The sequence below is a fragment of the Micromonospora sp. II genome (assembly GCF_001709195.1).
GTDB classification, from domain to species: Bacteria; Actinomycetota; Actinomycetes; order Mycobacteriales; family Micromonosporaceae; genus Micromonospora; species Micromonospora chalcea.
The window spans coordinates 82892-106474 of record NZ_LYXF01000089.1; the positions used below are offsets into that span (position 1 = coordinate 82892).

Genomic DNA, 23583 nt, shown 5'->3' on the forward strand with positions numbered 1-23583 from the left:
CTGTCGATGGTGGTCGGGCAGGGTGCCCGCCCCGGCCGCGGTGACGGCCGGGGCGGGCAGTGGGTCAGCGCCGGGGTACGGGGTCACGCTCCAGCCGCATCTGCGAGTCGTCGTCCCCGGCGGGGACGACCCGGCCTGCCGCGTCGTACGCGAACCGCGTCACCGCCTCGCCGGTGCGCCGCTCCACGACCCGGCCGAGCAGGTCGTACGCATAGTGCGTGACAGCGCCGGTCGCGTCGGTGCGCTCGACGAGCTGCCCGGCGGCGTCGTAGACGTACCGCTGGGTGCGGCCGTCGAAGTCGGTCTCGGACACCATCTGGCCGTTCGGGTCGTACGTGTACGTCCACGTCGCGCCCGCCGGGTTGGTGACCCGGACCAGCCGCAGCTCGGTGTCGTACGCGTACTCGGTGCGGTTGCCCTCGTCGTCGATCTCGGCCGTGACCAGGTCGAACGCGCCGTACTCGCGGATCGTCCGGCGGCCGGTGGCGTCAACCCACTCGACCAGGTTGCCCTCGCCGTCGTAGCGGAACTCCTCGACCGAGCCGTCCGGGTTCTCCCGCCAGGCCAGGTCGCCCTCCAGCGTCCAGCCGAACTCGGTCAGACCGTTGTCGTCCTCGATGCTGAACAGGCGGCCGAGCGCGTCATAGATGTACTCCGTCTCGCCCTGCCCGGTGCTCACCGAGGTGATCTGCCCGGCCGGGTCGCGCACGACGGCGGTCGGGCCGACGTGCGTGGTCGTGCCCCGGCCGTCGGCGGCCGGCTGCTCGTACCGGACCACCTCGCCTGCGGCGTCCACCTCGGCGACCATCAGGCCGTCCGGGCCGAACTGACGGTTGCGGGTGCTCCCGTCGAAGTCGGTCCAGGACACCGCACGACCGAGGTCGTCGTACGTGGTGGTGGACCGGCTGCCGTCCGGCCGGGTGACCGCGACCAGCCGCCCGAGCGCGTCGTACTCGCTGGAGGTGGTGCGGCCCAGCGGGTCGGTCGTGGACCGCAGGCGGTACGCCTCGTCCCAGACGTTGCGCGTGGTCGCGCCCAGCGCGTCGGTCTCGGCGACCACCTGGAAGCGGTCGTTGAGCTCGTAGACGCGCACCGCGCCGAGCGAGTCGGTCACCACGGTGCGGCCCGGCTGGTAGTCGAACCGGTAGCGCAGGTAGCCGCCCTTGCCGTCGGTGGCGACGCACCGGCCGGCCTCGTCGTAGGTGTACGTGTACCACTCGCCGTTGCGGTCCTCCCAGCGCACGAGCCGCCCGTCGGCGTACGTGAAGCGCTCGGGGTCGCCCGAGGAGTTCGTCACCTCGATCAGGTTCAGGTCACCGTCGTAGCCGAACCGCGACGCCGCCATCAGGTCACCGGCGGCGTTGGGCAGGGAGACCATCGTGATCAGCCCGGCGGACGAGGTGAACGCGATGGTGGCCCCGGTCGACGACAGCAGCTGCGTCGGCGTACCCCGGCGGTCGCGCTGGATCGTCCAGCTGACGCCGCCGTCGGTGACGTCGGTGAGCAGCGACTCGGTGTCCGACGCCGCGGCGAACAGCAGGCTGCGGCCGGACGTCGGATCGGTCAGCAGCCAGCCGCCGCCCACCAGCCGGCGCAGCGGCAGCGTCCGGCCGGTCTCCGGCTGCGCCACCTCGCCCTCGGCGGGCAGCGGGTAGGTGAGCAGCGAGCCGTCGGCGGCCAGGTAGCGGACCTGCTCGCCGTCGACGATGATCCGCTGGTCCAGCGTGGAGGCCCAGGCCCGGCCGAACGACCGGCCCCACCGGTAGTCGGAGCGGTAGGTCCGCTCCAGCGTGAGCCCCGGCAGGACCGCGTCGGTGTGGGTGAGGATCATCCGCCCGGTGGTGACGTCGATCGGGTCACCCACGGTGGGCGTCTGCGCGGTGGTCTTCGCCACCGCCTCGGGCGCCACCCCGGCGAACGTCTCGGTGGTCGGCGAGAAGTCGGCCATGTCGACGTCGCTGTCGGCGTCGCGGACGGAGGTCATGTCGACGTCGGAGTCGGTGTCGCGGACCGAGGTCATGTCGACGTCGGAGTCGGCGTCGCGGACCGAGGCCATGTCCACGTCCGAGGACGGGGCCGGCTGCGGGTCGCTGGTCCGGATCAGGACGACGGAGCCGTCCGGGCCGATCTGCGGCAGCGTGGCCAGGCCCGGCACCTGCGAGTCCTCGAACGTCACGCGGCCCTGCGAGTCCTTCGACACGTTGACCACGTGGCCGACGGCGCCGGGGCCGTCGGTGCGGAAGCCGACGATGCCGTTGGTACCGTTCGGCATGGCGCCGAGCGCGTCGATCAGGCCCTGGAGGGTGCCGACCTCCTCGGTGGTGCGGCCCGGGTACTGCTTCTGGATGTCGCTGAGCGCTCTCGGGTGCGTCTGCGGCGGGATCTGGGTGATCAGCCCGGACTGCTTGTAGCTGTCCACGGCCATCGTGAGCGTGACGCAGTCGTTCTGGTTGGCCGCGTCCCGGCCCTGGTGGATCTGCCGCAGGTGCCCCCGGTCCGCGTCGTCGAGCGTCGCCAGGTCGGCGTCGGTGTTCGCGGTGCCGCCGTGCGAGTTGGCCGCCAGGATCCGCAGCGTCGACCCGTTGCTCAGCGGGACGTCGCGGGACAGCGCGTCCCGGAAGGTGTCGAGGATCCGGGACTGCGCCGCCGGGTCACCCTGCGCGGCTGCCAGTTGCTCGGCCAGCGGCGTCGTGGTGTCCGCCGACGGCGTGGCGGAGGCGGCGCCGAGGCTCGCGGGAGCGCTCTGCGGCCCCTGGAAGCCGTACGCCTGACCACCGCCGCGCCGGTGGCTGCCGCCGCCGGGACGGCTCCGGTCCCGCGGGCTGCGTGACCTGTCGCTGCGGTCGCGGCTGCCGCTGGGCTCGCCGTCGACCGCCAACGTGCGGGCCGCGGTCCGCTGCGGCCGGCGTTCACCGGTGATCAGCTGATCGGGCCGGGGACGCTCCGACGGCGGTACGTAGTCCTCCTCGCTGGCGTAGCCACGACGGGCGGGGCCGTACCAGTGACCGACGTCCCCCCAGTAGCGCCGTGCGCGCCCGCTCCGGGCCAGTGAGTGGATCTCCTGGAGCGCGTTCGCCGCCTCGTGCCGCTCCTGGCGGTAGCCACGGGCCTGCTCGGCGAACGCGACAACTGTGGCGAACTCCCGCCCGGCGGCGCTCTCGATGGACTCCAGGGCGGTGAAGCCGCGCAGGTAGTTCGCGATCTGGCCGGCGGTGCGGCGACCCCCGTCGGACTCCGCGCCGATCCGGTCGCCGAGACCGCTCGTCCCGTCCGCATGGTTGTACGGGCGGCTGCCGATCATCGGCTCGTTGAAGTGACCCTCGCGGTTGCTGCGGGGACCGGTACGCGGGCGGTGACCGGTCCGCGCGTACATGTCGGCGCGGATGCTCTCGAAGCTCTGGTGCGCCGTCGAGGAAGTGTCGGCCAGCGCCGTCTGCGGGGCGAAACCGACGGTGTCGAACCAGGCCTGGGCCTGCGCGGTGACCTGACCGACCGGCGTGCTCAACGGCGGCGGCGACGGGGTGTCGCGCTCCACGTACACGTGGGTGACGGTGCCGTCCGCGTTGCGCCTGGTCTCCCGCACCCAGACCGGCATGCCGTACAGCGCGCTCGGCGGGGGCGGCGCCGCCGTCGTGGGCAGGCTGCTGGGCGTCTGCGCGGAGGGGACGGCGAGCGCCGGCTCCACCGCGGCCATCGGGTGGGGCGTAGCCGGGGCCGGCGTGCAACTGGTCAGACCCAGCGGGTCGGCCACGGTCAGCGGGTCGGCGACGTACGCCGTCGGGTTCGGGCCGCCGGTCAGACCGAGCGGGTCGGGGCTGACGTACCGGCCGGTCGCCGGGTCGTAGTAGCGGAACCGGTTGTAGTGCAGGCCGGTCTCGGCGTCGGCGTACTGGCCGGGGAAGGCCAGCGGCGTCGCGGTGCGGTCCGCGCCGCGTCCCCACAGGTCACCCCGCGACCACCAGCGCAGCCCGCCGCCCGGCTCGACCAGGTGGGTCGGGGTGCCGATGCTGTCGGTGATCACCGCGCGGAGCGTGCCGCCGTCGGTCTGCGCGACCGGCACCGGCGCGTCCGGCCGGTAGTCCCACGTGGTCGTGGTGGTCGCGCCGGTGACGTCGCGGTGCGTCTGCTCCAGCATCAGGTCGCCGGACCAGGCGAAGCACACCTCCTCCAGCACCCGGTCGCCGTCGCCGAGGCGCTGCTTGGCGATGCGCCGGCCGAAGCCGTCGTAGCGGTAGCGCCAGCGGTCGCCGCCGGGGGTGACGGCCAGCACCAGCCGGTCCTCGGCGTCCCACTCGAAGCGCCACGCGCCAGCGGCGTCGACCCGGCCGGTGAGGCGCCCCTTCGCGTCGTAGGAGAACGTCGCGTCGTCGGAGCGCACCAGCATCGTGCCGGTGAACTCCCAGCGTCCGCCACCGGCGCCGACCAGGTTGCCGGCCTCGTCGTAGTCGTACCGCTGCGGGACGTCCCCGTCGACGGCCCGGATGCGGCCGGTGTCGTCGGCGGTGAAGGACTGGTCACCGGCGAGCGAGTCGGCGATCGCGGTGACCCGGTCGGCGGCGTCGTAGCTGTAGCGGCGCTCGGCGGCGTCGGCGATGTGCTGCCCGGTGAGCCGGCCCGCCGCGTCGAAGGTCTGCCGCAGCGCGACCAGGCCGCCGACGGTCCGGCCGATCTCCCGGCCGGCGTCGTCGTGCGTGAAGCCGAGCAGGTGCTCCCCGGCGGTCAGGCGCTCCGGGCGGCCGGCGGCGTCGAACGTCCACCGGCTCGACCGGCCCGACGGCGTGGTGCGCGTCGCGACCGCGCCGGAATCGGTGTACGACGTGTGCACCGTCCGGCCGTTGATCGTCTCGGACAGCACCCGGCCCTCGGCGTCCCGGGTGAACCGCACCTGCGCGTCCGGGCTGAGCACGGCCGCCACGTGGCCGTCGGCGTCGTACTCGACGCGGGTGACGGCGTCACCGACCCGGCGTTCGACGACCCGGCCCAGCGCGTCCCAGCGGTAGTGGGTGACGGTGCCGGCGGCGTCGGTGTGCGCGATCAGCTGTCCCGCGTCGTCGTGCTCGTAGCGCTGGGTACGGCCGTCGAAGTCGGTCTGCCCGCACAGGCGGCCGGCCGCGTCGTACTCGTAGCGCCACGTCCGGCCCGCCGGATTCGTCACCCCGACGAGCCGTAGTTCCGTGTCGTACGTGAACTCGGTGCGGTTCCCCGCCTGATCCACCCGGGCCGTGGGTAGATCGAAGGGGCCGTACTCGAAGCTCACCGCCCTTCCTGAGGCGTCGATGACGTCCACCAGATTCCCTTCACCGTCGTAGAACCACCGTTGCGTGGAGCCGTCCGGGCGGACCCGCCACGCGAGGTCCCCCTCGGCGGTCCAGCCGTACGTCGTGACCGCCCGGTCCGGGGCCCGGGTCGCCCGGACCCGTCCGAGCGCGTCGAACTCGATGCCGCCCGCGGGCGCGGGCCGGGGCGGCGGGACCCGGTGGGTCGAGCCGTCCGGCAGGGTGACCGTGCGCGCGTCGTGGTCGAACCGGGTGACGCGCCCGAGCGGGTCGGTGCGCGACAGCAGCCGGTTCGCCGCGTCCCACTCCTGCCGGGTGGTAGCGCCCAGCGGGTCGACGATCGCGGTGACCTGGCGGCGTTCGTTGATCTCGTACCGGGTCACCTGGCCCAGCGAGTTCGTCACGGACGTGACGCCGTCGTCGTACCGCAGGCGGTAGCGCAGCCAGTCACCGGCGCCGCCGGCCCGCACGCAGCGGCCCGCCTCGTCGTAGTCGTAGCCGAACCACTCGCCGTTGCGGTCCTGCCAGCGCACCAGCCGGCCCGCCTCGTCGTAGCGCAGCCGCGTGGCGTGGCCGGAGGAGTTGTGCACCTCGACCAGGTGCCGCCGGTCGTCGTAGCCGAAGGTGGGCAGGTGGAGCGCCTCGGCGGCGGTGTCGCCGGCTGCCCGTACGTGCGCGCCGACGACCAGGCCACCGGCCAGGTGCGGCACCACGACCACGCCGGAGGTGCAGGTCAGCAGCTCGGGGGTGCCGTCGGCGGCGCGTTCGACGTGCCACCCGACGTCGTCGCTGACCACGTCGCTGAGCCACGAGTCACCGTGCCCGGTGGCCGGGGCGAACAGCAGCCACCGGCCCGGCTCGGTGAGCAGCCAGCCGCCGCCGGTCAGCCGGCGCAGCGGCCCGCCCGGGCCCAGGACCGGCCGGGCCTCGTCGCCCTCGGCGGGCAGCCGGTACGTGTGGACGGAGCCGTCGGCGGCCAGGAACCGCGCGTGCGTGGCGTCGGTGACGACCCGCTGGTCCAGCGTGGAGGCCCAGGCCGGGCCGAAGCAGCGGCCCTGGCGGTAGTCGGATCGGTGGGTCCGCTCCAGCGTGAGCCCGGGGAGCCGGGCGTCCACCTCGGTGTAGATCACCCGGCCGGTGGCGACGTCGACCGGGTCGCCGACGAGCGGCGTCTGCGCGGTCGGCGTGGCGACGTCCTCGGCCGGCACGTCCTCCGGCGGGACCGGCTCCGGCGGCCGGGTCACCTCGGCCTCGTGCGCGTGGTGGGCGTCCCACCAGGCGCGCTCGGCGTCCGTCACGGCCCGCTCGGCGGCGGCGACGTCCTCCGGGTCCGCGTCGGCCCGGGACGTCAGGCCGTCCCGGCGGGCCGTCGTCTCGGACAGCGTCTTCGCCGCGTCGGCGACGGCGAGCGCGGACGCGCGCAGCCCCGGGGGGAGGTCCCGGCCGGTGACGGTGCGGGCCGCCTCCTCGTCCAGCCGGACCACGTAGCCGCCCGGCACCCGGACCTCGGCGCCGCCCCGGTGCTTGCCGGCGGCGTCGCGGGAACGCGCCACGAAGCGGAACTCGACGTCGTACTCCACCGCCGCGGTGAGCTTGTCGTCCGGATCGGTGCGCCGGGTCGGCTTGCCGGTCGTGCTGACGGCGACCTTGCCCTCGTCCTTCACCTGGCGGGCCGGGTCGGTGCGGTAGAGCTGCTGCTCGACGAGGGTCGCGGCGTTCACCGCGTTGAAGGCGTCCCGCTCGCCGACCTTGCTCGCGCCGCCCGGATGACCGACGCCGCCGACGACCAGCGGCCCGGCCGTCCTCAGCGCGAACGAATGAGCGCTGGTCTGCTCGTACTCGGTGTCGGCGCTGCGCTTCGCCGAGCCGCCGATCTTCACTGTGGCGTCCGCGCGCAGCAGCTTCGGCCGGGCCACCAGGCGGGCGTCGAGGAACAGGTCGCGGCCCAGCCGGGCCGGCATCGGCAGCGGGAACGCGCCGGCCAGCATGGCCGGCAGCGCCTTCATCCGGGTGACGGTCAGGGCGTCGCGCAGCGCTGCGGTGACGTCGCGGCCGGGTTCGACGCCCGAGGCGACGAGCGCCTGCCGGGCCGCCTCGTGCAGGTCGGGCAGGCGGACCAGGACGTCCTCGACGGCGAAGCGGCCCGGCTCGGGCAGTGGATCGAAGCCGGTGGCGGCGCGCCACACCTGCCGCCCCGCATCGGTGGTCTGCCCGGCGGGTACCGCCGTGACCGGCTCGGAGACGGCCTGCGACCGGCCCGGCGTGGCCGAGTACGTGGTGACGTCGCGGACGGCCCGGATCGACACGCCGTCCTCGGGCAGCCCCTTGCCGGTGACGGTCATGGTCAGCCGGACCGCCCCGCGGAACGTCGGCACCGGCCCGGAGACGGTGAGCGTCTGTTCGTACGTGCGGCCGGCGCGTTCGGTCGCCTTGGTGGCCCGGTTGTCGAGGGCGGCGGTGCCGGTGAGACCGGCGGCGACGGTGCCGGAGGCCGGGCCGTGCCCGGTGGTCCGGGTGGCGTCGTCCTCGACCCGTTCGGTCTCGGTGCCCTGCGCCCGCGCGGTCAGCGTCACCTGCGCCGCCGTCCGGGAGGTGGTGCGGGTGTGCGCCTCGCCGACGACCGAGCGGTCGGTGACCGACAGCTCGTCGACCACCTCGATGCCGGTGAAGCTCGGCTCGCCCATCGGCTCGGCGGTGAGCGTGACGTGGTAGGTGGAGCCCCGGAAGCGCCGCTCCACCCGGATCGGCTCGCTCCGGCCGCCGTTGAGCGCGTCCGCCAGGTGCAGGTGGGCGGCGCCGAGGAAACCGGAGCTGCCGAGCCCGCGTACCGGGTCGAACGGGCTGCGGTCCTGGGTGGACGGCAGGATCGCCTGGGCGAGTTCCTCGCCGGCCGCCCGGGCCAGGGCCCGCCGCAGGTGCGGGATGCGGTCGCTGAGGTCGACGTGGGTGGTGACGCCGCCGATGCCGAACGAGCGTTGCGGTCCGGGCCGGAACGCGGGTTGTTCCGTGTCGTCCGGGGTGCCGGGGTCGGCCGCGGCCTCGTCCTGCCGCTGCTGTTCCTGCCGGACGAGCTCGCGTTCGCGCCGCTGGTGTTCGGCCTGCGCGGCCCGCTGCCGTTCCTGCGCCCCAAGCAGCGCCCGGGTGGCCTCGTCGTGCGTCGCGGTCAGCTCGGCGAGCTCGCGCCGGTGCCGCTCCTGCAGCGCGGCGAAGGACTGGTCGACGAGCCGCCGCTCCGCCTCGCCGACCTCGCGGCGCCGGCGTACCCGGTCGACGTAGTCGGAGGCGTCGCGGCGTTCGGTGTGCTGCCGCCGCAGCAGTTTCCCGCGCTCGGTGGCCTGTGCCCGCGCCATCCGGGCGCGCTGCTCGCGCTGGTCGGCGCGGACCGTCTCGGCGTTCTCGGCGTGCCGCAGTTGCAGCCGCACGTCGGCGCTCCGGTGCCGGCGGACCCGGTCGCGGTCCTGGAGCCGCTTCAGCTCCGCCGGCGTCATCCGCATGACGACAGCGCCCGGCAGGGTGAGCCGCCGGCCGGCGCGGCGGGCCGGGGAGGCGGGCCAGAGGCCCAGCGGAAGCAGGTTGGTGTCGTGCCGCGCCTCGGCGACCACCTCCGCCTCCACGTCGACCCGCACCAGCAGCTCGCGTTCGGGCCGGCCGCCGACGCGCAGCTTCGAGATCCCCGAGACGCTGCGCTCGCTGATCCGGCCCCAGGCGCGCCGCCACGGCGTGACGGACAGGACGACGGCGCCCGCCGGCCGGCCGGTGCTGCCGCCGTGGTCGGCGGCCGGGCCGCTCACCGTGGCGACGCCGGTCGCGGAGAGGCTCAGCTCGACCGAGCGGCCGTGCGTGGTCTTGCGCGCGGTGCCGCTGGCGAAGGTCCGCTTGATCCGGGCGAACTCGTCCGCGTCGTCGAGCACCACCGGGTTCGTCGGTCGCAGCCGTACCCGCACGTCGGCGCGGGCGTCCGCGGCCCGGCGGCCGTGCCACAGGTTGCTCAGCGCCAGCGGTCGGCTGAACAGCTCGGCGTCACCGGTGAGACGCTCCGGCGACAGCTCGTCGGCGACGACTGTGGAGATCCGGCCGTCCTCGGCGGTGTAGATGTCGTCGCCGCTGGCCTCGTGCAGCGTGTCGACCACGGCTTCCTGCAGCCGGCCGGCGCCGACGAAGGACTCCACCCGGCGTCCGTCGAGGTCGTGCGGTCCGCCGGTCATCCGGCTCAGCGGCGGCGGGTACGCGATGGTCTGCTCGTCCCGGACGGCGGGGCCGGGCTCGGGAGCGGGGCGCTGCCGGGAGACCCGCGTCTCGGGAACGAGCATGCGCACGTCGAGGCGGTGGGTGCGGGGGCGCTGCTCGGACGTCGCGACGACGGTGGGCACGTCCCGGCCGTACGCCCCGACGGACAGCTGCCGGCCCGCCTGGTTGACCCGCACGCTGGACCGGGTCGTGACGGTGAGGTCGAGGGTGGCGGCGAACTGGCGCAGCCGTACCCCGGTGGGCTTGCCCTTGTCGTCGAGCGCCGGTCCGTGGCTGCTCTCGGCGGCCTGCCGGCCGGTGATCGCGCTCTCGTCGGCGGCGCTCCAGGTGACGGCGGCGCGGGGGCCGCCGAGCATCGCCGAGGCGGCCTGGCCGAGCGGGCCGAGGATGCGCGGCTCCAGGCTGATCTCGGCCGACGTGCTGCGGTCGCGCCCGCCGGTCACAGTGGACCGGGCGTCCTGTTTGGTGTCGGCGCCGATCTTGTCGTGGTCGAGCAGGTCGCCGTCGGACACGTCGCCGAGGGTGCCCCGGATGGTCACCACAGTGACGTGGTCGTGGAACGTGCCGGTGCGGATCAGCGGGATCTTCAGCCCGGGGCGGACGATCCGGTCCGCCAGGTGGCGCAGCTGGTCGGGGGAGAGCTGGGTACGCAGGTCCGCGTCGCGGCTCAGCGCCGCCTGCAGTTGCGGGGTCAGCCCGTCGGCGAGCCGCGGGTCGTCGAAGTGCCGCAGCATCTCGTCCCGGGTGGCCAGGCGGAACCGGTCGTGACCGGGCACCGACCGCACCGCTTCGGCGACCGTCTCGTAGAGCCCCTGGTCGCCGAACCGGGTCAGGTACGCGCCGCCGAACGACTCGCCCCGCTCGATGCGGGCCGGCGCGAAGTGGGTGCGGGCGGCGCCGCGCCGTCCGTGCCATTCCCGGCCGCCCGGGTCGAGCGCGGTGCCCGGCAGCCGGTCGCGGGTGGTCCACTGGAGCGCCTCGACGGAGCCGGCCAGCATCCGCGGCGGACGGCCCAGGACGCGCACCTGGACGCCGTACTCGACGCGGTACCGCACGGCGGGAGCGGTGCCCGTCACGGTCTGCTTTGCGCCGGTCCGCTCGGTGATCGTCCGGCTGACGCCGGCCTCCCGGCTGCCGCCGACCCGGGGCGCGACGACCAGGCTGAGCGGCCCTGCGTCCACACCGGGACCGGCGGTGCCCCAGACACCCCACAGCCGCTTGGCGGTGGCGCCGCCGGTGCTCTCGGCGGCGAGCGCGGACGTGTCGACGTGCGTGATGCCGTCGACGCTCTCCACCTGCTCGACGCGGCGGGCGACCAGGCGCACCTCGACCTGCTGGCTGCGGCCCGGGAAGAAGCGCCGCCAGCCGGTGCGCGCGCCGCGCGGCAGCGAGCCGGACCGGACCCAGCCGTCGTGCCGGTTCGCCGGGTCGGTGACGACCGTCGTCGGCAGCTTGCCGGCGAACGTCGCGTCGCTGAGCAGCTTCTGCACGGCCGGACGGCCGGGCGCGCCGATGCGGACCAGGTCGCCCATGCCGTCCTCGGCGAGGATCGCCTCGACCTGCTCGAAGAACGTGGCGCCCGGATCGGCCGGGCGGCTGCGTACGCTCTCCACCGCGAACCGGGCCGGCACCGGTCCGTCGAGCGCCGGGCCCGCGGCCGACGGCGCGGTCGCGCCGACCGGACGCAACCCGGTCGGTACGGCGAGAGCGACGGTGCCGGCGGCCTGGACCGGTCCGGTGTCGGGGCGGCCGGGCCGGACGAGCCGGGCGACGAAGCGGATCGGCACGCTCACCTCGGTCAGGTCGCTGACCTTGACCGTGGTGGTGGACGTGTAGGTGCTCTTGTGGGCGGCGGAGTGTTCGGTGGTGGGCGCCGTCGGCACCGAGCCGCCCACGCCGACGATCACGCCCGGCAGCGCGGTGACAGTCGCCTTCGGCTCGACGTGCCGGTCCCGGGTGTGCCGCAGCGTGTGGGTGAGGTTCTCCCGGGTCTTCGTGGTGACCTTGCGCGGGTCGTCGTGCACCCGGTCGACGGTCAGCCGGTCCCAGTCGAGGACGGCGGTCACCACCAGTTCGGCGGGGCGGCCGCCGACGGTGACCGGGTAGGGGCGGCCCGCGCCGAGGAACTGGTCGATGTCGTCGCGGCTGTCGGCCTCCACCGCGGCGACGACGTCGGCCGGCAGGCGGGGGTCGAGGGTCCGCAGCGCCGCGCCGAGCGCCGCGTCCCGGGTGGCCCGTAGCTGCTCGGCGAGGCCGAGGGTGCGGCTGTCCCGCAGGTAGGTGGGCAGGCGCCGGCGTACCGCCTCGGGTGACGGCAGCGCCGTCTCGCCCTCGGTGGTCAGCGCCGTGCCGATCTGTTCCGGGCCGGCTTCGGCCGGGGTCGCCTCGCCCGTCGTGGCCGCGTCGGTGCCGGCCTCCGGCGCAGAGAACGGCGCCAGCCCCGCCGGTGCGGTCTCCACCAGCAGGTCGGCCGGTGGCTCCAGGTCGGAGTCGGCGTCGTCCTGCGGCGTCGTCGCGTCCGGCGCGTCGGCCGGCGCGGGTGACGGGGACCGGGGTGGCACGCCGAGCCGCTCGGCCAGGTCGTAGACGTCGTTGAGTCGCTCCTCCGACCCGGTCAGCGAGTCGTGGGCGTCGTCCATGTGCGACAGCGCGGCCGTGTGCGCGCCGTACGCCCCGGGCGCCCGGGACGCCACGTCGGCGACCAGGCGCTCGGCCTGGGCGGCGGCGTCGCGCCGGTCCCGGACCGCGGTGGGCAGGTCACCGAGCGGGGCCAGCTCGGCGGTGATCCGGTCGAGGTCGGCGCGTCGCCGCGCGGTCGCGTTGACCGCCGGGTACGCCCGCAGCAGCGCGTCCGCGAGCGCCAGGTCCCGTCGTGGGCCGGGCGGGAGGCCGAGCGCCGCGGTGGCGTCGGCGGCCGCCCGGGCGGCGTGATCCGCCCAGTGCCGGGCCTCCGCCCGCAGGGCGGCGAGCCGGTCGTGCCGCTCCCGCAGGAACCGCAGGTCCGCGTCGGCGCGCGCCGCCGTCGACTCGGCCCACGCGGCGTCGTCGCGCAGGTCGCGTACGGTCGCCACCTCGGCGGCCGAGGCGGCGAGCGAGGCGCGTACCCCGGCGTCCCGGTCGCGGATGTGCTCCTCGGTCCGGCCGGCGATCTCGCGCAGCCGCCGCGCGTCGGCCGTGTCCCCGGCCCGGGCCGCCGCGTCGACGCCGGCCCGCGCCAGCTTCGGTGCCTCGTCGGCGCGCTGGTCGAGCTGGAGCTGGCTCTCCGACAGGTCGGCCACCCGGTTCGCCGCGTCGCGGTGCAGCCCGGCGGCGCGCCGGTGCGTGGCGTCGGCCCGGGTGGCGTCGTCGAGGGCCGGAGCGAGCGCGTCGAGCGCCGGCCGGGTCCGGGTCTCGACCTCGGTGGCGTCGGACCGCGCCCAGGCGGAGAGCTGCGCGACGGACCGAGCCGTCCGGTCGGGGTCGACCTGACCGACCGGGGTGTACGCGTCGAGCACGTGCGACAACTCGGTGACGGTGAGCCGGGCGGGGTCGGTGGGTGACGCCTCGAACTCGACGAACCGGGTGTCACCGGTCGGCGGGGTGAGCGCTTCGCCGTCCGGGCCGCGACTGTCGCTGCCGGTGACGATCGCGTGTCCGGTCGACCCGGCCCACACCACGCCGCCAGGCGCGATGATCCTGGTGCCGGGCAGTTCGCGGGCGAGCTGCGCGGCGAAGCCGTCCCGGCGGTCGGTGCCGCTGTCGCAGACGATCAGGACGATCGGGCGTCCCTGCCAGCGGTCGTGGTCCTCGCGGATGCGCGCGGCGAGCTGCGCCGGGGTGATCCGGGCGTCGCCGACCCGGATCGCGTCCGTCTCGCCGTGTCCGAACACGTGGTAGCGGTCGGGCCGGTCCGGGAAGTCCCGGGCGGTGGACCTGGTGGCGCGGTCGTCGGGCGCGGCGAACACCAGGCCGGAGTCGACGGCGCCGCCGGTCGTGGCGCTCGTGGTCGTGGTCGTGGTCGTTGTCGTGGTGGCGGTCGGCGCGAACGTGGCGAGGCCGTCGTCGCCGAACATCCCGAAGTCGCCGGACTCGCTGTCGCTGTCGTCGCCGGTGTCAGCCGCCGGGGGCGGCGGGGGCACGTACGGCGCGTAGGTGACCCCGCCCCACGCGTCGATCGTGCGGACCAGCGCCAGCCGGCCCTGCGGCTTGGCGCCGCGCACCTGATACTCCCGGACCGGGCCGCCCGCCCCGTCGTGCACGGTGAGGTGCACCCGGCTGCCCCGGGCGGCGGCGAACTCGACCACGTCGTGCGCGTTGCCGATCCGCTGCCGTTCGGCGTCGTCGATCGGGGCGCCGCGGCGCTGCGTGCCGGGGTCTGGTGCGAGGGCCGCCCGCACGAAGTGCCCGTTGTCGTACGGGCGCTGCTGCCGCATCGCGGCGGCGTCGTCCAGCACGATCGTGTCCCGGCCCGCCCGCAGGGTGTCGATCCGCAGGGTGTCCGCGTCGGCGCCCGGCAGCCCGGCGGCGATCGCGTCGTAGAGGGAGCCGGGCTGCCGGCTGAGCCCACCACGATCGGCGATGGCGGTGGCGGCGGCGAACTCCTGCTGGATGGTCCCCGAGTCGTTCGACGTGGCGACCAGGTGCGCGGCGACGAGGCGCTGGCTGGTCGGCAAACCCACGGTCCGGGCCGGCTTCGACGAATCCAGGTCGGGGTCGACGGTGAACTCGCCGCTCGGCTCCGGCGCGGGACCGGACCCGGGCGGCGGCAGCGAGACGGTGGTGACGAGCCGGTTGTGCGGCTGCGCGCCGAGCTGCTGGAGCTGCTCCGGCGTCAGCGACTCCTGCCACGTGCGCGGCGGCTCGCCCGGGGCACGCGCCACCCCGGCACGGCGGGGCGTCACGTCGGTGGGGGCGGCGAACGGCTTGCCGGCGGCTCTGTCGGGCTTGCGCAGCTCGGCCCGGTACTCCTTGAAGCCGGTGCCCTCGGTGTAGAACAGCTGCCGGTTGGCGTTCGTGGGCACGGCGTGCGACTGGGGCAGGAAGTTGCCGGCGGCGAAGTCGGCCGCCAGCCGGGACAGGTCGGTGGGCGTGGCGGCGCCCACGAAGTCCGTCATGAACCCCAGGTCGCGGTCGGGGTGCCTGTTGTTCTGCGACTCGACCTGGACATCAGTGGTGAGGACGTCCGGGGGCAGGCCGGCCGGCGTCGCCGCGCCGTGGGCGACGGCCAGCTCGTCGCCGTACGCCTGGTGCAGGCTCTCGGCCAGCAGGAGGAACTCGGCGCCCGCGTCACCGAACCGGACCTCGGGCCGGCCGAGGACGAGCAGGCCGTCGACGAAGAGGTTCGGCTCCGGCGAGTACGGGAGCATGGGGTGGACGGTGGCCTGCCGGTCCCGGGAGCGCATGTCCTCGTCCACGGCCGTGGCGAAGTCCCGGACGAACTTCTCCTGCCCGGCCTCGGTGGCGAGCTTGCCGAGCCCGCCGTGGACGGCGGCCAGCTTCTGCCGCTCGATCCCGAGTTCCTTGCGCGCCTCCCGGTCGTCGCGCGTGGCGAGTTCGGCGATCCTCGCCTCGTGGTCGCGGGCGCGTCGTTCCAGCCGTTCCCGGGTCCGCCGGACCAGATCCGCGGCGTCGCCGACCCGGTAACCGCCGGAGATCATCAAGGGCCGGGCCGGGGAGTCCGCCTGCTGCCCGGTCGCCTCCGGGTCGAACCGGGTCGCCCGGTCGACGCGGTCGAAGACGTGGGTGCCGTCGGCGACCGTCCGGGCGCCCCGGTCGAAGTCCTGGATCGAGACGTACGGGTAGCGGCGGTCCGCGCCGTCCGGGCCGCCCTGCGCGAGGCCCCGGATCGCGGCCACCGTGTCGGGATCGCGCAGCACCTGGTTGCGGGTGCGGCCGTACGGGAACTTGTCGTTCTTCGTGCCGACCGCGTAGCCGTTCACCGCCACCGGCACGTCGAGGCTCTCGGCGAGCCGGGCGGCCCGGGCGACAGCGTCCCGGAACGCCAGGTCCGGCACCTCGGCGGTGGTGTTGACGCCGAAGACGAACGCGACCCGGGTGCCCGGGGCGAGGCCCTCGGTGACGGCACGCACCACCTCGGGGATCTGGTCGACGTCGGCGGCCGGGAGCATCGAGTTGACGACGAACCCGATCGGCGCCGCCTCGGCCTTCAGGTCGATCGTCGCCTGCCGGTAGTTGCCCGGGTCGACGTCGCGGGTGTGTCCGGTCAGCTCGTCGAACCGCGCGTTGCGGCCGCCGGGCACCCGTACCGGCTCGAACCGGGCCGGCCGCGTCCGTGGCGGCAGCGCGCCGCGATCGGGCGAGAGCACGTCGTGCCGCAGGCCGGCGATCCGCTCGACGCCGCGGGCCAGCAGCCGCGGCTCGTTGCCGGGCTGCGGCGTGGTGGTCGCCATCAGCGAGTTGTCGTCGCGGACCAACGCGCGCTCCAGGGCCCGGCCCGGTATCGCGTACTCGTCGCGCAGGCCCAGGAAGTGCCCGATCTCGTGCGCCAGGTCCAGGTCGGACGAATGCGTCGACCAGGCGGTCTGCGCGGTCGGCGACGGAGTGCCGTGCAGCGCGACGACGGCGTGCGCCTCGCCGGGCCGGGTCACGAACTCCACGGTGACGTTCAGTTGGTCGCGGTCACCGATGCGGAAGCCCTGGTTGTAGATCCGGTCGACCGCCTCGGTCACCCGGGTCTCCACCTCGTCCCGGGCGGCGGCGGCCGTGGCGTCGCGCGCGTCCAGGAAGACCTTGACCGTGAAGTCCTGCACGTTCCGGTCGCCGAGGTCAAGCACCCGGTGGTCGTACGCGATGCGGTTGTCGACCGCTTCGAGGCGCAGGCGGGGGCGGCCGGCTGCCGGAAGGGGCAGACCGGCCCGCTCGTAGGAGCGCGCGACCACGTCCGGAACCCGGGTGTCCGGACTCGGGTCGCGGACGATCACGTCGTACGCGCTGGTGTTCGCGATCCGATGCGGCGCGGTGTCGCGCTGCTCGTGGCGCGCCCGGGCGATCTCGTCGCGGGTCTTGGGTACGTCGAGCCGGGCCGGCGGGGGCCCGGCCGCGCGGGCGGTGGTGTCCACCGGGGGCGCGCCCGGCGCGGCCTCACGCGGGCGGGCCTCCGGGTCCAACGGCAGACCGGTGACCGTGGCGAGGGCCTGGTCGACCTGGTCGGAGCCGGTCTGGCTGAGGGCCTGCTGCCACCCGTCGAAGTACGTGCGGACGCTGCCGTCGTCGTCCTGGACGAAGTCCCGCAGGGTGGCGGGATCGCCGCCGTGCCGCAGGTACTCCGACGCCGCCAATAGCCGGTCGCGGCCTTCGCCGGAGTCGGTCCGGACCGACGCGGGCCCGTGCTCCCACGGCCGGGTGTCACCCGCGGACGCGGTCACCGAGAGCGTGGGCTTGCCCGCCGCGAGGGACTCCTGCCAGGTGTTGGCGCCCTCGGTGACCACGAGCGTGGCGCGGTCGCGGAGCCCGGCCATCTGCTCCGGCGAGACGCGGGGCAGCGCCGCGACGTGGACGTCGGGGTTGCCTGTCGTGAAGCTCCGGTCGGCGTCGCCGACCACCAGGACGACAGTCGGCCGGCCGGGCCGGGCGGCGACGGCGAGCCGGCCGACCACGTCCCTGTGCTCAGGAGTGGCCTCGGTCATGCCGTAGTAGACGAGCACCACGTCGGTGCCCGGGTCGTCGACCAGGTTCGCGAGAGCGTCGGCCCCGGGAACGCCGGTGGCCCTGACGACCTCGGCGGCGGCCGGCGGCGGGGTGGCCGGTGGCCGGCCACGGTAGGTCGGCACACCGGTCAGGATCTCGTCCAGATTCTTGACCGTCCCGTCCGCGCCGCGGAACTGACGGGGGAACTTGTCCCACAGGAACGGCTGGAGCGTGAGCACGTCGTGCTTGCCGTTGTGGGCGGTGCGCAGCCCACGCTCCCAGTTCTCCTGGAACCACTCCTCCTTCTTCTCCCCGCTTACCTCCGAGCCGTCGTTGTTCTTCGCGTCGACGGCCGGCAGGACGATCAGGACGGCGCCCGGAGGTAGCGTTTCGGCGCGGACCAGGTCGAGGCGCAGGCCCTGGCCGACTTCCTGAGCGGTGGTCTCCGCCTCTTTCCGGAACGACGGCTGCAGATCCCGTCGCCAGTCGGGCAGATCGCTGCCGCCGGCGCCCGGCCACTGCCTCTCCTTCCAGTCCCGCTCCTTGCGTAGGTCGTCGGCGGGCGTCTGTATCCGCCCCTCGCCCGGGTCGACGGGCTTCTGCTGCGGACGCATGACGACGTTCATCCCGCCCCGGCGACCGGTCCACTCGCGGTGGAACAGGTCGTACGAGCCCACCGGGCTGTCGAAGTCGGCCTGCCGGCCGAGCTGCCCGGCGTAGTACGGCGTCTTGTTGCTGGGGTAGGTCAGCACCACAGTGCCCTGGTAGCCGGTCGCGGCCAGCCCGTCGAGCATGGCGACCGTCGCCGCCTGGTGGCCCAGGCCCGGGGAGCCCTGGTCGAGGACGTGCACCATCTGGTACTTGTCGGTGAGCGCTCGCCCGATCGCCGTCGGCACGGGCTGCTGCCGGGGCGGCAGCGTGGCAGCGGAGAGGTCCGCCCGCTGCGGGACGGTGTTCCGGGTCGGCGCTCCGGCCGGCCGGGGCGGGCGACCGGGCGTGGCCGGTGGTGGTGGCGGAGGGGCGGGCACCCCGGGGGGAGGCGGCGGCACCGGGGCGATGGGTGGCGGTGGTGGCGGGGGCACCGGGGCGATCGGAGGCGGTGGCGGTGGGGGAACCGGAGCGACCTGCGGCTCTGACGGTGTCGGGGCCGGCGCACGCGACGGGACCTGCGGATTCGGATTCGGGTACGGGTCCGGCGCCTGCTCGCGCGTCGTGGGTGGGGGCGGCAGCTCGCGTACCGGTCCCGCGGTCAGCGCGGCGTCGTGGATCGTCGCCAGATCCTCGGCGGTGAGGTAGTCGACCGGCCCGGTCGAGGTCGCGGCCTGCTCCGACGACGTCGGCAGGACGTCGACCTCGAGACCCATCACGCCCGAACGGTCCACTGTGGTAAGTAGGTGTTCGTCGGCCTGGTGACCCTCCTTGGCGCCGAGGTAGTGCATCACCTCGTGCACCATCACACCGAGGCGGTCGCCGGTGTTCCACAGATGCTGGTCGGAGCGGACGCCGGTCTCGGAGGTCACCTCGACCGGCGGGTTGCGGCGCGGATCGGCCTGCCAGTCGCGGGTCATGCCGTCGCGCCACGGCGGCGTGTCGACGACCAGGTCGATGTGCAGCAGCCGGCCGTCGGGCAGCGTGTACCTGTCGTTGACCATCTCGTCGACGGTGCGCTGCACGGCGTCGGCGAAGTCCCGCAACTCCTGCGGGGACATCCGGTCGTTCTTCGAGACCAGATCCAGGTGTACGTCGAACGACCGGTAGTCGCGCCCGTCGGCGGTGAACTCCCGCGTGGTGAAGTCGATGGTCGTGATCTCGCCGCGCAGCAGGTGCGTGCCGGGGACGACGGTGTCCTTCCACGGGACGTACCGCTCGGTGCGCAGCCGTTGCGGCTCCGCGTCCGCCTTCGCCCGCTGGAACTGCGGGCTCGGCGTGGCCCGGCCGGGCGTTCCGGTAGCCGGGGTGACGGGTTGAGTCGTTCCCGGGTCGCCGGTCCGGGCCGGGCCGGGGTGGGAACCGGCCTGCGCGAGGTCGTCCCGGCCGCCGGTGTGGTCCGCGCCCACCGGGGCGTGGGCGGTCGTCGCACCCTCCACGGTGACGGCTGGACCGTCGGTGGTGACCACCGGCCCGGTCGGTGTGGACGCCGCAGTCGCGGGTGCCGGGGTGGCCGGCGCGTCGATGCCCCCTGCGGGACCGGTCGCCGGTGGCACGCCGACCGCAGCGACCTCGACCGAGACGCCGCCCGCCTGCTCCCGTACCGGTGGCAGCACAGGCGCGGCACCGGTGCTGTCGGCCCGCCCCGCCGCGGGCGTGGCCGCCGACGGCGGGTTCGGCGAGGACGTAGGGGTGGCGGGTGCGGGCGGGGCGGCCGACGGCGTGGCCGGGGAGGACGTAGCGGGGGACGGCGCGGTCGTGGACGGCGTCGGTCCGGCCGGGGCTCCCGGTGGGGAGCCGGAGGTGGCGGGCGGCTGCGTCGCCGACGTCGACGGCGTGGTGGTGTCGAACCCGGGCAGCCCACCACCCGACGTCGAGACGTCCGGTCCGGCCAGGGTGCCGTCGCGCGTCGTCGCGGCGTCGGTGACCACCGTCGCGGGGGCGGCCGAGGGCGCGCCGGTGGCGGTCGACGGGCTTGCGGTCGCAGTACCCGTCGAGTCGCCGCGCGCGGACCTGTCCCCGGTGGAGACCGGGGCCTCCGTCCCGCCGGCCGTGTTGCCGGTTCCGGCGGGGTTGCCGGCGCCCTGGCTGCCGGTGCCGTCGCGACCCGCGCCCTGACCACTCGCGACCGGGCCGTCGGCGCCGCTCTGCCCACCGGCCGTCGCGCTTCCAGCGCCGGTCTGCCCACCGGGGGCCGAACCCGCACCCACCTGGACGCCCGGGCTTCCCGCGCCCTGCTGACCCGGCCCCTGACTACCTGGACCCTGACCGGCGCCGCCCTGACTCCCGGCGCCTTGACCTCCGGAGCCCTGACCCCCGGAGCCCTGGATGCCGCCGACCGAACGGCCCGGACCGGAGTCGCCGGCGGCGCCACCGGCGGCGCCGGAGCCGTCGGCGGGCAGCCCACCGACGCCCTGGTTCCCGGCGCCGCCGTGACCTGCGCCCGTCCCGGTGGGGGAGCCGACGGGCGGGGGAACCGGTGGTCCTTCCACGCTCGTCGGCGGCGGCGTGGACGGCGTGGTGGTGAGGCTGTTCGTCTCGATCTTCGGTGGCGCCTTGGCGCCCGCGCCGGGGCCGTAGCTGTTGCCGACCACTGTGGCGTAGTGGTGCGCCATCCCGCCGATCAGCGAGGAGGACATGGTGGCCCACGGGTTGAATCCACCGCCGCCGACCATCATGGTGAACAGGCCCTCGAACAGCGTCTCGGCGAGCGCCGACAACCCTTCCCGGGACAGGATGCTGTCGTTGATCTTCGGGAAGAACTTGCCGCCGATCATCTGCACGCCGCTGACGCCCGCGCCGATGAAGGCACCACCGGCGAACGAGATCGCCAGGTCCTTGTAGTCGAGGGACTTGCGGTTTCCCTCGATGATCTGGGTCACCTGGGCGGCGGCGCTCTGCCAGAGTTCCTCCAGGCCCTCCTGGAACGCCTCCCAGGCCAGCCGCATCAGCATGTGCCGCAGGCGCTGCCGGAACAGGTCGATCAGAGCCTTGACGATCTCCTGACCGATCTTGATCAGGGCGGGAACCGCCGCCGCGCCGAAGCCGGAGGCCAGCGCGATGGCGATCTCGACGACCTGGGTGAAGGCCGCGATGACGATGTTGTACTGGGTGTTCTCCGAGTCCAGCGCGAAGTTGTACGCCGATCCGCCCAGCGCCAGCGCGATGTTGCCGCCGGCCGGCACGTTCTTGGTGATGCCCACCTGGTACTGCTGGAACGCGTCCATCGCCGGGCCGGACAGGCTGCCGGCCAGCCCGTAGCCGAGGTTGGCGGTGGCGCCCATCCCGTTGAGGATGGTGCTGCTGAGCGCGTACAACTCGTCGCCCATTGCGCGAAGGGCGGTGGGGTCGGCCTTCGGGTACTCCTCACCGACGGCGACGAGGATCAGGTCGTACGCCCACTGCCACTGCGGGTCGTTGGGGATGTGGAAGTCGGGCATGTGCTACCGGCGACGGGTGGTGGGTGGCTCAGGCGCCGGTGATGATCGGCGAGGGCGTGCCGTCCGGCGCGTAGCTCAGGTACAGCGGCTGGTAGCCGGGGACGGTGGGGTCGGCGGCCGGGTTCTCCTTGACGACGAAGAATCGGCCCTGTCCGGGATCGATCTCCCTGCCGTCCGGGGTGGTGACAGGCGTTCCGGCCAGCGGGGTGATCGAGTCGTAGAGGTTCGCGTCCACCCGGGTGCTGCCGTCCGCGAACGGGTTGAGCGCGATCAGCCGGTACCCGTCGGGCAGTGGCCGGCCGCCGACGTGCGCGGTCGCGTACTCCGGCTTGGAGAAGTAGGACGAGATGGCCGGCGTGGCGGCGGTGACCGGGATCAGCGGCTCGGCGGGCTCCACCGGCAGCAGCGGCGTGCCCTGCTGCCGCGGAAGGAGCCTGGCCTGCTCGGGGACCGGCTCGCCGGCCGCCCGGCGGCGGGACAGCAGATGAGGCCGGCGCGGCTCACCCTCCGCGGCAGGCTCCGGCACGTCGCCGGTGGCCGCCGCCCGCATCGGGTACGCGGGGCGCCGCAGGCCGTCGAAGTCCTTTGCCAACATCCGGCTCACGTCGGCGGCGGCCTCGTCGGCCTCGCGGTACGCCCGGCCGCTCTCCTTCAGGCCCTCGGCGGTGTAGTGCAGGGTGCCCTTGACGCCGCCGATGATCGCTTCGAGGTTGTCCATGCCCTGCAGGAACTTCTCCGAGAACTCCTTGCCCATGTCGTCGTCGCCCCAGGCGTTGGAGTACCGGGCGCGCAGCGCGATCGCCTGGGCGAGGTAGGACTCGTAGAGCTGGACGTGCGACTCGTACGCCTTGCCGAGCCCTTCCACACCGTCCGGGTCGACCCACAACCGGCCGCCGGGATTGTTGCCGGTCATTCGGGTCCCCGGGTCAGGAGTTCCCGCACGCTCGTCACCATGCGCGGCTCCTTCGGCAGGAACGCGTCGGCGCCGGCCTGGCCCCGGACCAGCTTGTGGGCGTCGACACCGTCCGGCAGCATCGGCGCCAGCACGTCGGCCGCCTGGTTCATGACCTGTTCCTTGGCGTCGGCGTAGGTGTCGAGGACGAGCCGGGTCAGGTCGGCCGTGGTGAGCCGCTTGTGGGCGCCGGTGGGGAACTGGATGTCGGTGAGCACGCCGTTCTGGCCGACGGTGACGCTCACCTCGCGGCGCGGTGACGACGCGGTGGCCGAGAGCGCGCTCATCCGGGCCTGCATCTCCGTGAGGCTGTTGCGCTGCCGCTCGTACTCCTGGAACAGGCCTTCGATGCGCTCGCTGTAGTTCACGACGGACCACTCCCTCGACGTCGCCGTCAAGTGAAGACGGCGCGGCCGTCGCGCCGGAACTCCGGCCGGGCATCAGTGCATGAAAGTGCAACCACTTTTCCCGGCCTCCCGGCCGTCGCCGCCGGGCGCGGGGGCGCTGCCGTGCAATGTTGGGTGACGTTCGGACATGGCGGCGCGACGAAGTTGCGCCCGCACGGGGCGGCGGATCAACACTCTTCCCTGCCACCTTTCCCTGACATGAGGAGTCCGGCCGTGACGATGCCGAGCGTCAGCACCACCGAAGCGGGTATGCAGCGGGCTGCCCAGGAGTTCTCCGACAAGGCCACCGAGTTCACCAGCCAGCTGCGCGCGGTCAACGGGCAGATGGCCGTCCTGATCTCCTCCTGGACCGGCCAGGCGTCGCAGGGCTTCAACCAGGCCATGGACAACTGGGAGAACGCGTTCCAGCGGGTCATCAACGAGCTGCTGAACATGCTCGAGGTCATGGGCGTGACCACCAAGGGCTACCAGGCGGCCGAGGACGAGGCGTCGAGCGTGGCCAGCTCCTTCGGCGCGGCCCTGCCGGGCATCTGAGCCGTACCCCCGATCCCTGATCTCTCGAGAGGACTGACGTGTCCAACTACACCTTCGACTTCGTGCAGGCAGACGCCGTGCTGACCGACATGCACCGCATCAACGGCCAGATCCAGTCGTCGCTGGAGGAGATGGAGCGCACCGTCGAGGCGAGCCTCGCCCAGTGGACCGGTGCCGCCCAGCAGCAGTACCACGTCTCGAAGGTGGCCTGGAACCAGGCGGCCGACTCGATGGTGGGCTACCTGGAGCAGGCCCGGCAGACGCTGCTGCGGATCTCGGACAACTACGGCACCACCGAGCAGCGTCACGCCATGATCTGGAACGACGTCCGCGGCGGTTGATCCGCCGGGCGGCTGCCGCGGACGCGGCGCGGCAGTCTCCGTCGTCCGTCCCCGGCCCGGTGAGCTAGACGATCCGGGCCGCTGGGGTCTGCGCCTTCGTCCCGCCGCCGT

Annotated in this window: 5 protein-coding genes; 2 read left to right on the forward strand and 3 right to left on the reverse strand. The window is 74.5% G+C overall.

The genetic code is table 11. From position 1 onward, the window contains the following. Positions 1 to 64 precede the first annotated feature (64 nt). The 3 genes from A8711_RS30510 to A8711_RS30520 are packed head-to-tail and all read right to left on the reverse strand — an operon-like array spanning position 65 to position 22558. Positions 65 to 21238 (reverse strand): DUF6531 domain-containing protein, encoded by a 21174-nt coding sequence (locus A8711_RS30510; protein ID WP_069090093.1) that lies wholly within the window; start codon positions 21236 to 21238, stop codon positions 65 to 67. A gap of 28 nt (positions 21239 to 21266) precedes the next feature. Beyond that, positions 21267 to 22151 carry a WXG100 family type VII secretion target gene (locus A8711_RS30515; protein ID WP_064446313.1) on the reverse strand — a complete coding sequence of 295 codons (885 nt, stop codon included), beginning with the start codon at positions 22149 to 22151 and terminating at the stop codon, positions 21267 to 21269. Then, a complete protein-coding gene (locus A8711_RS30520; RefSeq protein ID WP_064446312.1) occupies positions 22148 to 22558 on the reverse strand; it encodes a YbaB/EbfC family nucleoid-associated protein in 411 nt (136 codons plus the stop codon). Before A8711_RS30520 ends, A8711_RS30515 begins: the two co-directional genes overlap by 4 nt. A gap of 252 nt (positions 22559 to 22810) precedes the next feature. On the opposite strand from A8711_RS30520, the gene A8711_RS30525 reads away from it, so the two are divergent. Further along, positions 22811 to 23131, forward strand: a complete 321-nt coding sequence (locus A8711_RS30525; RefSeq protein WP_064446311.1) for a WXG100 family type VII secretion target — start codon at positions 22811 to 22813, stop codon at positions 23129 to 23131. Between the two features lie 38 nt (positions 23132 to 23169). Next, on the forward strand, positions 23170 to 23472 hold the full coding sequence (locus A8711_RS30530) for a WXG100 family type VII secretion target (RefSeq protein ID WP_064446310.1): 303 nt from the start codon (positions 23170 to 23172) through the stop codon (positions 23470 to 23472). Positions 23473 to 23583: the final 111 nt, after the last annotated feature.